The organism is Mesorhizobium sp. P5_C1 (genome assembly GCF_054049815.1).
The window spans coordinates 19531-32666 of the sequence record NZ_JBFULQ010000007.1 but is presented as its reverse complement, the minus strand read 5'-3'; the positions used below and the strand labels follow the sequence as shown (position 1 = coordinate 32666).

Sequence of the window (13136 nt, the reverse complement as noted above, 5' to 3'; positions counted from 1 at the left end):
GACATAGTCGCGGTCCTGGCTGTAAAGCTCGAGGCGCATGGCATTGGGATGGCTGTTCTTGATGGCAAAGGTAACGTCGCCGGCATGTGCCGACGGCACGACCAGCATGACGAGAGACAGCGCGGCCAGCGTGCGGCGCGCGTAGGCATGAAACATGGTAACCCCCTGGAAAGACACGGCCTACCCGGCCGCGGGGCGACCATGGCACGCCGTGCGTGGCCGCTAAAGGGACGATTGCAACAATTCCGGACTGATTTTGGGGATATCGGAACTAAGGTACCAGATCGATCGTCTCGGTCGTGTGTTCCACGCAGATGAAGCAGCAGGTGTCGCAGGGCTGGTCGTTGTCCGGACCGACGCCGGCGGAGATGCTGTCGTTGCCGTTAACCCAGGCGCCGTAGCAGATGTGTTCGCCCTGATTGCAGGAGAGCGGCACCGATTTCTGCGAGGCGGGGTCGATCAGGAATACCTGATCGCTGCCCGGCCAGACCGTTTCGCGGTCGCGGCTGAACAGCTCGACCGCAACCGCTTCCTTGCGCAGGTTCTTGACGAAGAAGGCCATCTCGGCTGCCTCGGACGACGTGGTGAAGACCAAGGCAGCAAATGCAGCCATGCGAAACAGCGTCACGGTCTCGATCTCCCGAATCATGGCGCCAGAATCGCATGCCTGCCGGGAACTAGAAAGACGCAGGGTGCTCCGCCGCGATCTGCCGCCCCAGCCTCGTCACTTGACGCACCAGAAGGTCGAGATCCTCGCGCCGGGTGCGGTGGTTGGTGATCGCCACCCGCAGCCAGTGCTGGCCATGTACGGTGGTGTCGGAGAGTGCTGCAATGCCCTCTTCCTGCAGCCGCAGCATGATTTCGGTGTTGAGCGCCTTCGGCGCCTCGCCGGCGAGGCCCGGCTGATAGCGGAAGCAAACGATGTTGATGGTCGGCAGTGCTGCCAGCTCCAGTTCCGGCTCGGCCTCGATCAGCCCGGCGAGGTAACGCGCCTGCGCAATGTTCTGGTCGATCAGGCGTCCGAACTTGTCGGCGCCATGCTCCTTCAGCGCCATCCACACCTTGAGCGCGCGAAAGCCGCGCGACGTCTGCAGGCCGTAGTCGTGCAGCCATTCGCCGGAGGCAAGACCGCGCGGGGTCGATTCCAGGTATTCCGGCGTCACCGCGAAGGTCTTGCGATGTGCGACGGCGTCCCTGACCAGGGCGCAGCCGACCTCGAATGGCGCGTGCAGCCATTTGTGCGGATCGAGCGCGACCGAATCGGCCCATTCGATGCCGGCGACGCGATGGGCATTTTCGGGTGCAATGGCGATCAGCGCGCCGATGCAGCCGTCGACATGGAACCAGAGGTCTTCCTCATGCGCCAGTTTGGCTAGCGCCCGCAGATCATCGATCGCCCCGGTGTTGACCGTGCCGGCCGTGCCGATGACGCAGGCCGGCTTGAATCCGGCCGCGCGGTCCTCGGCGATCGCTGCGCGCAAGGCAGCGATATCGATGCGCAGGCCGGCATCGGTCGGGATGCGGCGCAGCGCCCGGTTGCCGAGGCCGAGCGCTTCCATCGCCTTGCGGTGGCAGGAGTGGATCTGGTCCGAGCCATAGAAGCGCAACGGCTTCTCGATGGCGGCAACGCCATGCTCGCGCACGTCTATGCCGGCCTTGACGTTGCGCGCCACGGTCAGCCCGATGATGTTGGCCATCGAGCCGCCGCTGACCAGCGTGCCGCCGGCGGAAGCCGGAAAACCCAGGATCTGCTTGCACCAGTTGACCACCTGGCTGTCCATCAGCCCGGCGGCGTGGTTGCCGCCGCCGAGATTGGAACCCTGGATTGCCGCCAAAAAATCGCCGAGCGCGCCAGCAAAATTGCTCGACCCCATGTACCAGGACCAGAAGCGCGGATGGATGTTGCCCATTGGATAGGACATCACAGTCCGGGAGACCTCGTCATAGACAGCGGCGAGTGGCGCCGGCGATCGCGGCAGGGGTGCCGCGAAGACATCTCTCACATCCGCCGGCATCTCCCGCCAGACGGGGCGGTCGCGCACGTCGCGCAGATAATCGACCGCATCGTCGATGACCCGGTGCGACAGGGCCTGCACATCGGCCCAGTCCTGAGGATCAAGCGTTTCCTCGGTCATGCCAAGGGTTTCCTGCACCATGTCCATGATGGGTCTCCGTCAAGCCGCCGGGAACTGGCAGCCGGGCGTCGAGCGCGACAGGGCGATCTCGTCGGCATCCATCTCGGCCTCGATTCCGTCGAACAGCGGCGTCGACATGTAGCGTTCGCCAGTGTCGGGCAGCATGCACAGGATCACCGCGCCGGCCGGCGCCCGTTCGGCGACCTGCCGCGCCACCGCGAAGGTGGCGCCGCCGGAAATGCCGGTGAAGATGCCTTCCTGGCGCGCCAGCGCCTTGGCCCATTTGATGCCCTCGGGCCCGGCAACCGGCATCACCTCGTCATAGAGGCTGGCGTCGATCGCTTCCTGCAGCACATTGGGGATGAAGTCCGGCGTCCAGCCCTGGATCGGGTGTGGCTCGAAGGCCGGGTGGGTGGCGGCGGGAGCGCCGTCAGCAGCGCGCTGCTGTGCCTTGCCGCTACCGATGAGCTGCGCGTTGGCCGGCTCAGAGAGCACGATGCGTGTCTCCGGCCGTTCCCGCCGCAGCACGCGTGCCACGCCGACGACCGTGCCGCCGGTGCCATAGCCGGTGACGAAGCCGTCGAGCCGCGAACCGGCAAAATCATTGATGATCTCGCGCGCCGTGGTCGCCTCGTGGATGGCGGCATTGGCCGCCGTCTCGAACTGGCGGGCGAGGAACCAGCCATTGGCCTCAGCCAGTTCCACCGCCTTCTTGTACATGCCAAAGCCCTTCTCGGCGCGCGGCGTCAGCACCACCTTGGCGCCCAGCATGCGCATCAGTTTGCGGCGCTCGACGGAAAAGCTGTCGGCCATGGTGACGACCAGCGGATAGCCCTTCTGCGCGCAGACCATGGCCAGCCCGATGCCGGTGTTGCCACTGGTCGCCTCGACCACCGTCTGGCCCGGCTTCAGCGCGCCGCTGCGCTCGCCCGCCTCGATGATGTTGAGCGCCAGGCGGTCCTTCACCGAGGCGCCCGGGTTGAAGAATTCTGCCTTCACATAGATCGTTGCGTGGGCCGGTCCGAGATTGTTGATACGCACCGCCGGCGTGTCGCCGACGGTGTCGAGAATGCTGTCGAACAGGTGTCCGCGCCCGGCGGTGGTCCTGATTTTCTGCTGCTGCAACATCTTTTTATCTCCTCGATCGTTTGCCATCACAAGCCGGTTACAAACCGGCGGGTTGGGCGGCGAGGTTTCGAGACCTGGCCGCGCTAGGACAGACATGCCGGCATTGCGGCAATGGCGGCATCCGGCACGGAAATACGCCGCCGGATGCGCTTTGTCGGTTTCGGTGATACAGCAAGGGCCGACAGGCCAGCGTGGGAGCAGGCGTGGAAACGCACGTGGAATCCACTCGAACGAGACTGGACGGCCAAGCGACCGGCCTGTCTGTGCGCCTGCTTGGAACGCTGACGATCTCCCGCAACGGCGTTGCGGTGGCGCTGCCGGCCTCACGCAAGTTGCGCGCGTTGTTTGCCTATCTGGCGCTGGCGCCGCACGCCGTCGGCCGCAGTCGCCTGTGCGAGCTGTTGTGGGACGTGCCCAACGACCCCCGCGGCGAGCTGCGCTGGTGCCTCAGCAAACTGCGCGGCGCGCTCGACGAGCCGGACAGGCGCCGTGTCTCCACGCAAGGCGACACGGTCGCGCTTGACCTCAGCGATTGCCTGGTCGATGCGCTGGAGGTCAGCCACGCTGCGGAGCAAGGGATCGGCACCCTCGACGCGGAGCGGCTAGGGGCGCTGGCCAAACTGTTTGCCGGCGATTTCCTCGACGGGCTGGAGCTCGAACGCAGCCCGCATTTCAACAGTTGGCTGGTCGCCCAACGCCGCCGTTTTCACTCATGCCAAGTCGCCGTGCTGGAGCATCTTGTCGCAAACCATCAGGCTGACACACCGGATGTGTCGGCGCATCTCGACAAATGGGTCGAGCTGGCGCCGTTCGACACGCGCGCGCATCTGGCGTTGCTGGCCAATCTGGCGGAACGCGGTGAGATCGGCGCGGCCGAGCAGCATCTGGCGGCCGCAGAACAGTTATTTCAGTCGGAGGCGATCGATTTCGGACCGGTCAATGCCGCCTGGCGGGCGATGCGTGAGCAACGGCCAGCCGTCTTGCAGCTGCCGGCCGGCCTGTCCGCGGTATCGCAATTGGTCGCCGCACCCGGCCATACCGGGCCGGTCGAGCCGAGCCACGCGTCGCTGGCCGTCATGCCGTTTGTCGAGGAAACCGGTGGCGCGCGCGGCGGGCTTGCCGACGGTTTTACCCACGACATCATCACACGCCTGGCGAAGCTCAGGGATTTCTTCGTCATCGCGCGCGGATCGGTGTTTGCGCTGGCCGAGAAGAACATCGCACCCGAGGATGCCGGCCGCCGGCTGAATGTCGACTATGTCGCCACCGGCACGGTGCGCAGCCCGCCCGGCCGCCTCATCGTCAGCGTCGAACTCATCGAGGTGCGCACCGCCAGGATCGTCTGGGCCGAGACGTTCGAGCGCCGGTCCGACGACATCTTCGGCTTGCTCGACGATATCGGCAACAGCATCGTCTCGTCGATCTCGGCCGAGATCGAAACGGTCGAGCGCAACCGCGCCATGCTCAAGGCGCCCAATTCGCTCAACGCCTGGGAGGCCTATCATCGCGGCCTCTGGCACATGTACCGCTTCACCCAGGTCGAAAACGAGCAGGCGCGGCATTTCTTCGACATGGCCCTGCGGCTCGATCCGACCTTTGCCCGCGCCTATGCCGGCCTGTCCTTCACGCATTGGCAGAACGCCTTCCAGCGCTGGGGCGACCGCGACAGGGAAAGCGCGCTGGCCTTCGAGAGCGCCGGCCACAGCCTGTTGGTCGACGACCACAATCCGGCCGCGCATTGGGCGATGGGCCGGGCGCTGTGGCTGCGCGGCGAACAGGACGGTTCGCTGCTCGAATTGGAACGGGCGGTGGACCTCAGCCCAAACTTCGCCCTTGGCCATTACGCGCTGTCCTTCGTCCACTCGCAGTCGGGCGACCCGCAGGCGGCGATCGGCTCGTCCGACCATTCGCGCCATCTCAGCCCGTTCGACCCGCTGCTGTTCGGCATGCTGGGGGCGCGGGCGATGGCGCATGTCCGGCTCGGCCAGTTCGAGGAGGCGGCCGAATGGGCGCTGAAGGCAGCGGCACGACCCAACGCCCACGCCATCATCCTGGCGATCGCCGCGCACTGCCTGGCGCTGGCGGGCCGGCTCGACGAGGCGCAGGGCTTTGCCGCCGCCATCCGCAAGACCTTGCCGAACTATTCAAGCGACGATTTCATCGGCACCTTTCGCTTCGAGCCGGATGCTGCGGCACTGTTCCGGCAAGGCGCCAGACGCCTCGGGCTGAGCTGAAGCCGGGGATCACGACCAGGAACTTCGCCTCAATTCCGCCGGGTTAACAAAGTCGGAAGGAGTTGCTTAACCGTTCCCGGCTATGTCACGCCCGGGGGGTCTGACAAAGTGAGTATGATGAGCAACAGCCCCGACAAGCGCAACGAATGGCGCGCCATCTTTTACGTGCAAGCCCGCGTTGCCATCCTGTTCGTGCCGGTTGTGGCCAGCCTGCTGATCATAGCCGCGCTTGCCGGCAACGAACGCAAATCCGTTCCCAGCACGATCGATCCGACCGTCACCGGCTCCGTGCGATAAGGCGGCCGCTGGCTGTTGCCCTCTCGGCGAGAGCGCCGTCTTTGGCTGGGAACGCTATGCTGCGTCGAACATTGTGTTTCCAGCGATGGAGGACATGATGACGAGAGCCCTCGACGTGAATGAGAACACCGCGCAAGATCCCAAGCGCCCGCCGCAACCGCAGACCGATGACGACCTGAAGAAAAAGAAGGTTGAAGGAATAGCCTTCCAGGTGAACGAGAACAGCGTGGACAACAAGGAGCCCGCGTCTGCATCGCCAAAGCGAGACTGAGCGCGAAATCCGGTCCCCTGACGGTCAGGCAAAAGCCCGGGAGAACCGGGCTTTTCTCTTTGGGGCTCTAGCCCCTCTTCGCCCGGCGCTGGCTCAATAGAATCGCGGGATCGGACCGTTCTGGGGCGTCGTGCGGTCGCCGAGGTCGAGAAAGGCCTCGTCTATGTAGCACCAACCCCAGCCTTCCGGTGGATCATAGCCCTCGATGATCGGATGGCGGGTGGCGTGAAAATGCTTGGTGGCGTGACGGTTGGGCGAGTCGTCGCAGCAGCCGACATGGCCGCAGGTGCGGCATAGCCGCAGATGCACCCATTGCGAACCGCTCTTCAGGCATTCCTCGCAGCCGAGCGCGCTCGGCGTCACGTCCTTGATATCAGCCGCATGTCTGCATTCATCCGCCATCACACTCTCCCGATCAATTGAGGCGCGACGGCGTGGCTGCCGTCTTGCGCTAGATAGGCGTGCAACGCCGCCACCACCTGGGCACCCTCGCCGACGGCGGCTGCGACGCGCTTGACCGAGCCGGAGCGGACGTCGCCGATGGCAAACACCCCGCTGCGGCTCGTCTCCATCACCCCATGCGCCGATTCCAGGTCGGATCCGGTGCGCACGAAACCGTTGGCATCCAGGGCCACGTTGCAGTGCGCCAGCCAGTCCGTATTCGGGTCGGCGCCGATGAACAGGAAGAGATGGCGGATTGGGCGCGTCGTTTCCACACCGCTGGCGCGGTTGCGCCACCGCACGGTGGCAAGATTGCCTTCGTCGCCTTCCAGCGCCTCGACCTCGGTCCCGGTCAGCACCTCGATGTTCGGCTGCGCCTTGATGCGCTCGACCAGATAGCGCGACATGCTGGCATCGAGACTACCGCCGCGCGCCAGCAGCGCCACCTTGTGCACGTGGCTGGCCAGGTAGACAGCCGCCTGTCCGGCCGAATTGCCGGCACCGACCAGCGCCACCTCCTGGCCCTGGCAAAGCCGCGCTTCGATCGGCGAGGCCCAATAATGCACGCACGTCCCCTCGAACTGCGCCAGATTGGCGACGTCGAGGCGGCGGTAGCGCGCACCGCTGGCGATCACCACGGTGCGTGTGCGCACGGTCTCGCCATCGCCGACATCAAGCGTGTAACGGGCACCGTCGGTCCCAGCGCTCAACAGCTTCGCCTCGTCTGGTATCACCATTTCAACGCCGAATTTCTGCGCCTGGTTGTAGGCGCGCGCCATCAGCGCCATGCCCGAAATACCGGTCGGGAAACCGAGATAGTTCTCGATGCGCGAGGAGGCGCCCGCCTGCCCGCCGAAGGCCCGGCAATCGAGGACGATGGTCGACAGACCTTCGGACGCCGCATAAACGGCCGCCGCCAGCCCCGCCGGCCCGGCGCCGACGATGGCGACGTCGTATAGTTTGTCGGCATCGATCGGCCGCAGCAGGCCGATGCAGCGGGCGAGGTCCTTCTCGCCGGGATTGAGCAGCAGCCGGCCGCTCGGACACAGCACGATCGGCAGATGGTGGAGGTCGACATCGAAGCGCTCGACCAGGGTTTTGGCGCAGGGGTCGCTGTCGGAATCGAGCACGCGGTGCGGCTGGCCGCTGCGGGCCAGGAATCCCTGCAGCCGCAAGACGTCGGCATTGCCGACGGGTCCGATGATGATCGGCCCGCTGGTTGCGCTTTCCAGCAGCCCGACACGGCGCAGGATCAGCGCCCGCATGATGCGCTCGCCGAGATTGGCCTCCTGCACCATCAGGTCGCGCASSCKCTGCGAGGSRATGACGAASGCYTYSACCGGYTCGGCCGCCTGCGCATCCACCAGCGASGGRCGGGCAGAAAGCTGSGCCAGTTCGCCGACGAAGCTGCCCGGACCATGCGTCACGATCGTTTCGCGACGGCCGAGCCCGCTATCCTGGATGATGTCGACCTTGCCCGACAGGACGACGATCAGGCCGGGCGCTACATCGCCGGCCGTGACGATGCGCTCGCCGGCGGCATAGTCGCTGGCCTCGCCGAACCGGCGCATGCGGTCGATGTCGGTGTCAGCCAGCGTTGGGAACGCCTGATCGCGACGGGCGCCGAAGATCGGATTGGTGGTCGATTGAGACATGGTTTCGACCGTACCGAAGCGGCGGCGCAGTTTGAAGCGGTTTGTTCAGCGCCTAGCCGAGAGGAGAGGTTGGCGGCAAAGAAAAAGCCCGGACGAACCGGGCTTTTTCTTTGGGTTTCTGAACCGTCGAATGGTTCGAAACGGGAATTTGGTGCCCAGAAGAGGACTCGAACCTCCACTCCTTGCGGAACACGGACCTGAACCGTGCGCGTCTACCAATTCCGCCATCTGGGCTGGTGCGGGCTCATGTAAGCGGGCAAGCGATGTGTGTCAACGCGCTTTTTTCAAAGCATGATCCCGAAAAGTGGGAACCGGTTTTCGGAAGCGATCATGCCCAATCAAGAAAGGCTTGCCGCTTGCCGGCTCAGCTCTCCAGCACTTCCTTGGAAGCCACCGTGGAATCGGCGTTGAGCGTGTAGATGACCGGCACGCCGGTGCCGAGCTCCAGCTTGACGATCTCCTCGCCGGACTTGCCGTCCAGCGCCATGATCAGCGCGCGCAGCGAGTTGCCGTGGGCGGCGACCAGCACGGTGCCGCCGCGCAGCACGTGCGGCTGCAAATCGTGCAGGTAGTAGGGCCAGACGCGGGCACCGGTGTCCTTCAGGCTTTCGCCGGCGGGCGGCGGCACGTCGTAGGAGCGGCGCCAGACATGCACCTGCTCCTCGCCCCATTTCTTGCGGGCATCGTCCTTGTTGAGGCCGGACAGGTCGCCATAGTCGCGCTCGTTGAGGGCCTGGTCGCGGATGGTTGTCAGATCGCTCTGGCCGACCGCGTCGAGAATGTGCTGGCAGGTCTTTTGCGCCCGGACCAGCGCCGAGGTGAAGGCGATGTCGAACTTCAGGCCGCGCGCCTTGAGTTTCTGGCCGGCGGCCTTGGCCTCGGCGTGACCCAGCTCGGTCAGGTCGACGTCGCGCCATCCGGTGAACAGGTTCTTCAGGTTCCATTCGCTCTGGCCGTGGCGCACGAGCACGAGGGTTCTCGACATGTTTGCTCCTTCAAATTGCCAGATAGGCAGGTTGGCAGATTGGCCGCTCAGCTGAGGCCGAGCACGTCCCGCATCGAATAAAGTCCCGGCTTGCGGCCGCGCGCCCATAGCGCCGCCTTGACGGCGCCGCGGGCGAAGATGGCGCGGTCCTCGGCGTGGTGGGACAGGGTGATGCGCTCGCCGGTGCCGGCCAACATCACGCTGTGGTCGCCGACCACCGAGCCGCCGCGCATCGAGGCAAAGCCGATCGAGCCGGTCTTGCGTACGCCGGTGTGGCCGTCGCGGACGCGCACATCGTTGCCGGCGAGCGCGATGCCGCGCCCGGCGGCGGCGGCCTCGCCGAGCAGCAGCGCCGTGCCCGACGGTGCGTCGACCTTGTGCTTGTGGTGCATTTCGAGGATCTCGATGTCGAAATCGTCGGCGTCGAGCGCTCGTGCCGCCTGTTCGACCAGCACCGCCAGAAGATTGACGCCGAGGCTCATATTGCCCGACTTGACGATCGTCGCGTGGCGCGCCCCCGCCGCGATCTTGGCGTCATCGTCGGCCGAGCAGCCCGTGGTGCCGATGACATGGGCGATGCGCGCCTGCGCCGCGTAGCCGGCGAATTCGACGCTCGATGCCGGCGTGGTGAAATCGAGCACACCGTCGGCCCTGGCGAAGACCGGCAGCGGATCGTCGCCGATCGGCACGTCGATGCGGCCGACGCCTGCAAGTTCGCCGGCATCCTTGCCCAGATAGGGTGAGCCGGCACGCTCGACGGCGCCGATCACGCGGACGCCGGGAATGGTGTGGATGGCGCGGATCAGCGTCTGCCCCATGCGGCCGGCAGCACCCACCACGACCAGGCCCATATCGCTCATGAAGGTCTCCCGACCGCCTTTTTCGCGCGGCTGCGCGGCGACGGAGTTTGGATTGGCTTGGCGTCGTCGACAAGCCCCAGCCCCTTTTTGCCCTGTACCCGGTGGAAGCGGGCATAGACGCTGTGCGGGTCGGCCATCAGCGAGGCATGCGTTCCCTGTTCGACCAGATGGCCCTGTTCCAGCACGATGATGTGGTCGGCATTGACCACCGTCGACAGCCGGTGTGCGATGACGATGGTGGTGCGCCCTTCCATGACCTGGATCAGCGCTTCCTGGACCCGCGCCTCGGCCTCGTTGTCGAGCGCCGACGTCGCCTCGTCGAGCAGAAGGATCGGCGCCTGCCGCACGATGGCGCGGGCGATCGACACGCGCTGGCGCTGGCCGCCCGACAAGGTCACGCCGTTTTCGCCGACGGGCGTGTCGTAGCCCTGCGGCTGCTGGCGGATGAAGCCGTCGGCCTCGGCCTGCAGCGCGGCCTGTTCGATTTCGGCGTTGGTGGCATTCAACCGGCCATAGCGGATGTTGTCGCGGATGGTGCCTTCGAACAGATAGGGCTGCTGCGAGACATAGGCGATGGAGCTGCGCAGCGAGTGCTTGGTGACCTTGGAAATGTCCTGGCCGTCGATCTCGATCGTTCCCGCCTCGACGTCGTAGAAGCGCTGCAGCAGCGCCACCAGCGTCGTCTTGCCGGCGCCGGAGGCGCCGACGATGGCGGTCATCTTGCCGGCTGCGGCGACGAAGCTCAGGTCCTGCAGCACCGGCGCCTCCTCGACGTAGCGGAAGGACACGTTGTTGAAGCGCACTTCGCCGGTGGTGAACCTGGCCTCGGCGGCTCCCGGCGTGTCGCCTTGCTGCGGCTCGAGATCGAGAAGTTCGTAGATCATGCGCGCATTGACCAGCGCGCGTTCCATGCCGACTTGCATGCGCGCCAGCCGCCGTGCCGGATCATAGGCGAGCAACAGCGCGGTGATGAAGGAAAAGACCGCACCCGGCGGCTGTCCAAGAACGATCGCCCGGTAGCCGGAATAGGCGATGACACCGGTGACGGCAAGGCCGGCCAGCATGTCGGAGATCGGCGCCAGCCGTTCCGAGACGCGGGCGATCTTGTTTCCCCGCTGCTCGGCGCTGTCGGCGAGCGCGCCGATGCGGCGCGACAGCTCCTCTTCCATGGTGAAGGCCTTGACGATGGCAATGCCTTGCGTGGCCTCCTGCACGGCGCCGATCAGCCGAGAATTGATCTGCACCGATTCGCGGGTGATGCGGCGCACCCGGCGCATCAGATAGGTGACAGTCCAGATCAGCGGCGGTCCGATCAGCAGGGAGCTCAGGGAGAGAACGGGATCCTGGTAGATCATGACCCCAAGAAGGCCGAGCAACGTCACGCCATCGCGTGCGATCGACGTGAGCGTCATCGACAGGAGGTCGCGGATGCCGTTGACGTTCTCGTTCATCTGGGCAGCCAGCCGGCCCGAACGCGTGTCGCTGAAAAAGCCGACGCCGAGCTTCATCAGATGGTCGAAGAGGCGTTTCTGGTAGCGCGCCACCAGATTGTTGCCGACCTTGGCCAGCGTCACCGCCTGGCCGTAACCGGCGAAACCGCGCACGAGGAAGGCCGCCATGATGGCGGCGCAAATCCACACGATCAGATCGCCGCGTCGTTCATAGAATATCGAGTTGACGACGGGGCTCATGACCCAGGCGGTGAAGGCGGTCGTCGCGGACACCGCGATCAGGCAGGCAGCGGCAAAAGCATAGGACCAGCGGTAATCACGGCCGTTTTCAGCGATAATGCGGCGGAGCACCGCCGTGACCGCACGGGGCGTGACTTTCGGMTTGTTGGGTATCTGAAATGTCAAATCGGAGCGCTTCACAGGTTCCTGCTTCCCGTGGCCGGGTTGCGATTCGGCACTTCTCTTAGCGCCAAGGGGCCGGCTTGCCTATGCCTTGGGGTGACTAACTTCGTCGCGCCAGCGGCGGTCCGCGGTCTGGACCCCGAACAGCGACGGGTTTCTGGCATAGGCGGCAAGGCCCAAAAGCGCTGCCAGCGGGTGGGTGATCACATAGACCGGCATGGTGCGCATGAGCGCGCTGTGCGGCGCCTTGTCCTCGAAGGCAGCACGGAAATTGCCGGCCTTCAGTGCCGGCACGATCTTCTGCGCGATGCCGCCGGTGAGGAACACGCCGCCGCGGCTCATGAACACCAGCGCAAGATCGCCGGCGGTGCGCCCGAGGCAGGTGACGAAGGTCTCCACCGCCTCTTCGGCAACCGGATCGGTCTTGGCCAGTGCCGCGGCGGTGACTTCCGCCGGCGTGGTGAAGGGGGCAGGCTTGCCGTCCGCCTTGGCCACCGCCCGGTAGACGTTGACGAGGCCGCGTCCGCACAGGATCTGCTCGCCCGAAATGCGGCCCTCGAGCTTCTCGATATGCGGGAAAACCTCGAAATCGCGCGGCGTGCGCGGACCGATGTCCATATGGCCGCCCTCGCCCGGCACCGGTATCCAGTGGCGAAGCGCATAGACCAGCCCGGCAACGCCGAGCCCGGTTCCGGGGCCGAGCACGACGCGCCCGGCATTTGGCTCCGGCGTGCCGCCGCCGATCTTTTCCATGTGCTCCTCGCCGAGCGCGACGACGGCCAGCGCCTGCGCCTCGAAATCATTGAGCACGACGATGTCGCTCAAGCCGAGGCTGGCGAACATCTGCCTGGGCTTGACGATCCACGGGCAGTTGGTGAGCTCGATCTCGTCGCCGTCGACCGGGCCGGCCACCGCCAGCACCGCCGAATTGGGGCGGACCGACGAGCGGTCGAGCACGGCCGCCTGGATCGCCTCGTCGATGGTGTTGTAATTGGCGGTCTGGACGATGGTCGGCTCGCCGGCCTCCGAATGGGCGTCGAGCACGATCGAGAAGCGCGCATTGGTGCCGCCAATGTCGCCGATCAGGATCGGAAACCGCAACAAAGTATCGTCATCGCCCGTGCTTGGCATGCTCTCGTCCGTCCCCGGCGCCCACGACGGCGTAGCGCCGTTCTCCCGTTGACTAGCGCATGAGTTTGAAAAGGGAAACGGTTTTCGAGGCCGCTGTCACGGTGAGACAGGTTCTGCGGCCAAACGGCCACTATTTCGCAAAAACG

General features: G+C 65.6%; 12 protein-coding genes and 1 tRNA gene. 3 read left to right on the top strand and 10 right to left on the bottom strand.

Translation table 11 applies throughout. The features are described from left to right. Window positions 1-271 precede the first annotated feature (271 nt). Genes ACXJ7R_RS01680 through ACXJ7R_RS01670 form a run of 3 tightly spaced genes read right to left on the bottom strand, consistent with a single transcriptional unit; the run spans window position 272 to window position 3263 of the window. Window positions 272-649 carry a hypothetical protein gene (locus ACXJ7R_RS01680; RefSeq protein ID WP_457150284.1) on the bottom strand — a complete coding sequence of 126 codons (378 nt, stop codon included), beginning with the start codon at window positions 647-649 and terminating at the stop codon, window positions 272-274. A gap of 28 nt (window positions 650-677) precedes the next feature. Further along, window positions 678-2162: a pyridoxal phosphate-dependent decarboxylase family protein gene (locus tag ACXJ7R_RS01675; RefSeq protein WP_457150283.1), complete on the bottom strand. Its 1485-nt coding sequence runs from the start codon at window positions 2160-2162 to the stop codon at window positions 678-680. A gap of 12 nt (window positions 2163-2174) precedes the next feature. Next, complete coding sequence (locus ACXJ7R_RS01670) at window positions 2175-3263, bottom strand: PLP-dependent cysteine synthase family protein (protein ID WP_457150282.1); 1089 nt, start codon at window positions 3261-3263, stop codon at window positions 2175-2177. 215 nt (window positions 3264-3478) lie between these two features. On the opposite strand from ACXJ7R_RS01670, the gene ACXJ7R_RS01665 reads away from it, so the two are divergent. From ACXJ7R_RS01665 to ACXJ7R_RS01655, 3 genes are all read left to right on the top strand, one after another. After that, the gene (locus ACXJ7R_RS01665; protein WP_457150281.1) at window positions 3479-5497 is read left to right on the top strand and encodes a transcriptional regulator; all 2019 of its coding nucleotides are present in this window, start codon (window positions 3479-3481) and stop codon (window positions 5495-5497) included. 117 nt (window positions 5498-5614) lie between these two features. Continuing rightward, a complete protein-coding gene (locus tag ACXJ7R_RS01660; protein ID WP_164548818.1) occupies window positions 5615-5794 on the top strand; it encodes a hypothetical protein in 180 nt (59 codons plus the stop codon). A 97-nt stretch (window positions 5795-5891) separates the two neighbouring features. Further along, window positions 5892-6065, top strand: coding sequence for a hypothetical protein (locus ACXJ7R_RS01655; protein ID WP_457150280.1), 174 nt, complete (start codon window positions 5892-5894; stop codon window positions 6063-6065). A 93-nt stretch (window positions 6066-6158) separates the two neighbouring features. Here ACXJ7R_RS01655 and ACXJ7R_RS01650 read toward each other — a convergent pair whose 3' ends face one another. The 7 genes from ACXJ7R_RS01650 to ACXJ7R_RS01620 form a co-directional block, all read right to left on the bottom strand. After that, the gene (locus ACXJ7R_RS01650; protein WP_457150279.1) at window positions 6159-6467 is read right to left on the bottom strand and encodes a UBP-type zinc finger domain-containing protein; all 309 of its coding nucleotides are present in this window, start codon (window positions 6465-6467) and stop codon (window positions 6159-6161) included. Continuing rightward, window positions 6467-8161 carry an FAD-dependent oxidoreductase gene (locus tag ACXJ7R_RS01645; protein WP_457150278.1) on the bottom strand — a complete coding sequence of 565 codons (1695 nt, stop codon included), beginning with the start codon at window positions 8159-8161 and terminating at the stop codon, window positions 6467-6469. Before ACXJ7R_RS01645 ends, ACXJ7R_RS01650 begins: the two co-directional genes overlap by 1 nt. Before the next feature lie 149 nt (window positions 8162-8310). After that, a tRNA-Leu gene (locus ACXJ7R_RS01640) sits at window positions 8311-8395 on the bottom strand. A 130-nt stretch (window positions 8396-8525) separates the two neighbouring features. Then, window positions 8526-9146, bottom strand: coding sequence for a 2,3-bisphosphoglycerate-dependent phosphoglycerate mutase (locus ACXJ7R_RS01635; RefSeq protein ID WP_457150277.1), 621 nt, complete (start codon window positions 9144-9146; stop codon window positions 8526-8528). A gap of 47 nt (window positions 9147-9193) precedes the next feature. Beyond that, window positions 9194-10006, bottom strand: a complete 813-nt coding sequence (dapB, locus tag ACXJ7R_RS01630; RefSeq protein WP_457150276.1) for a 4-hydroxy-tetrahydrodipicolinate reductase — start codon at window positions 10004-10006, stop codon at window positions 9194-9196. Next, window positions 10003-11862 carry an ABC transporter ATP-binding protein gene (locus ACXJ7R_RS01625; RefSeq protein WP_457150275.1) on the bottom strand — a complete coding sequence of 620 codons (1860 nt, stop codon included), beginning with the start codon at window positions 11860-11862 and terminating at the stop codon, window positions 10003-10005. The genes dapB and ACXJ7R_RS01625 overlap by 4 nt, the downstream gene beginning before the upstream one ends. Before the next feature lie 81 nt (window positions 11863-11943). Further along, window positions 11944-12990: a glucokinase gene (locus ACXJ7R_RS01620; RefSeq protein ID WP_457150274.1), complete on the bottom strand. Its 1047-nt coding sequence runs from the start codon at window positions 12988-12990 to the stop codon at window positions 11944-11946. Window positions 12991-13136 lie beyond the last annotated feature (146 nt).

Bases quoted from the DNA above. Each gene is read 5' to 3' on its own strand.
- ACXJ7R_RS01680 (WP_457150284.1), bottom strand. From the start codon at position 649: ATGATTCGGGAGATCGAGACCGTGACGCTGTTTCGCATGGCTGCATTT.
- ACXJ7R_RS01675 (WP_457150283.1), bottom strand. From the start codon at position 2,162: ATGGACATGGTGCAGGAAACCCTTGGCATGACCGAGGAAACGCTTGAT.
- ACXJ7R_RS01670 (WP_457150282.1), bottom strand. From the start codon at position 3,263: ATGTTGCAGCAGCAGAAAATCAGGACCACCGCCGGGCGCGGACACCTG.
- ACXJ7R_RS01660 (WP_164548818.1), top strand. From the start codon at position 5,615: ATGAGCAACAGCCCCGACAAGCGCAACGAATGGCGCGCCATCTTTTAC.
- ACXJ7R_RS01655 (WP_457150280.1), top strand. From the start codon at position 5,892: ATGACGAGAGCCCTCGACGTGAATGAGAACACCGCGCAAGATCCCAAG.
- ACXJ7R_RS01650 (WP_457150279.1), bottom strand. From the start codon at position 6,467: ATGGCGGATGAATGCAGACATGCGGCTGATATCAAGGACGTGACGCCG.
- ACXJ7R_RS01635 (WP_457150277.1), bottom strand. From the start codon at position 9,146: ATGTCGAGAACCCTCGTGCTCGTGCGCCACGGCCAGAGCGAATGGAAC.
- dapB (WP_457150276.1), bottom strand. From the start codon at position 10,006: ATGAGCGATATGGGCCTGGTCGTGGTGGGTGCTGCCGGCCGCATGGGG.
- ACXJ7R_RS01620 (WP_457150274.1), bottom strand. From the start codon at position 12,990: ATGCCAAGCACGGGCGATGACGATACTTTGTTGCGGTTTCCGATCCTG.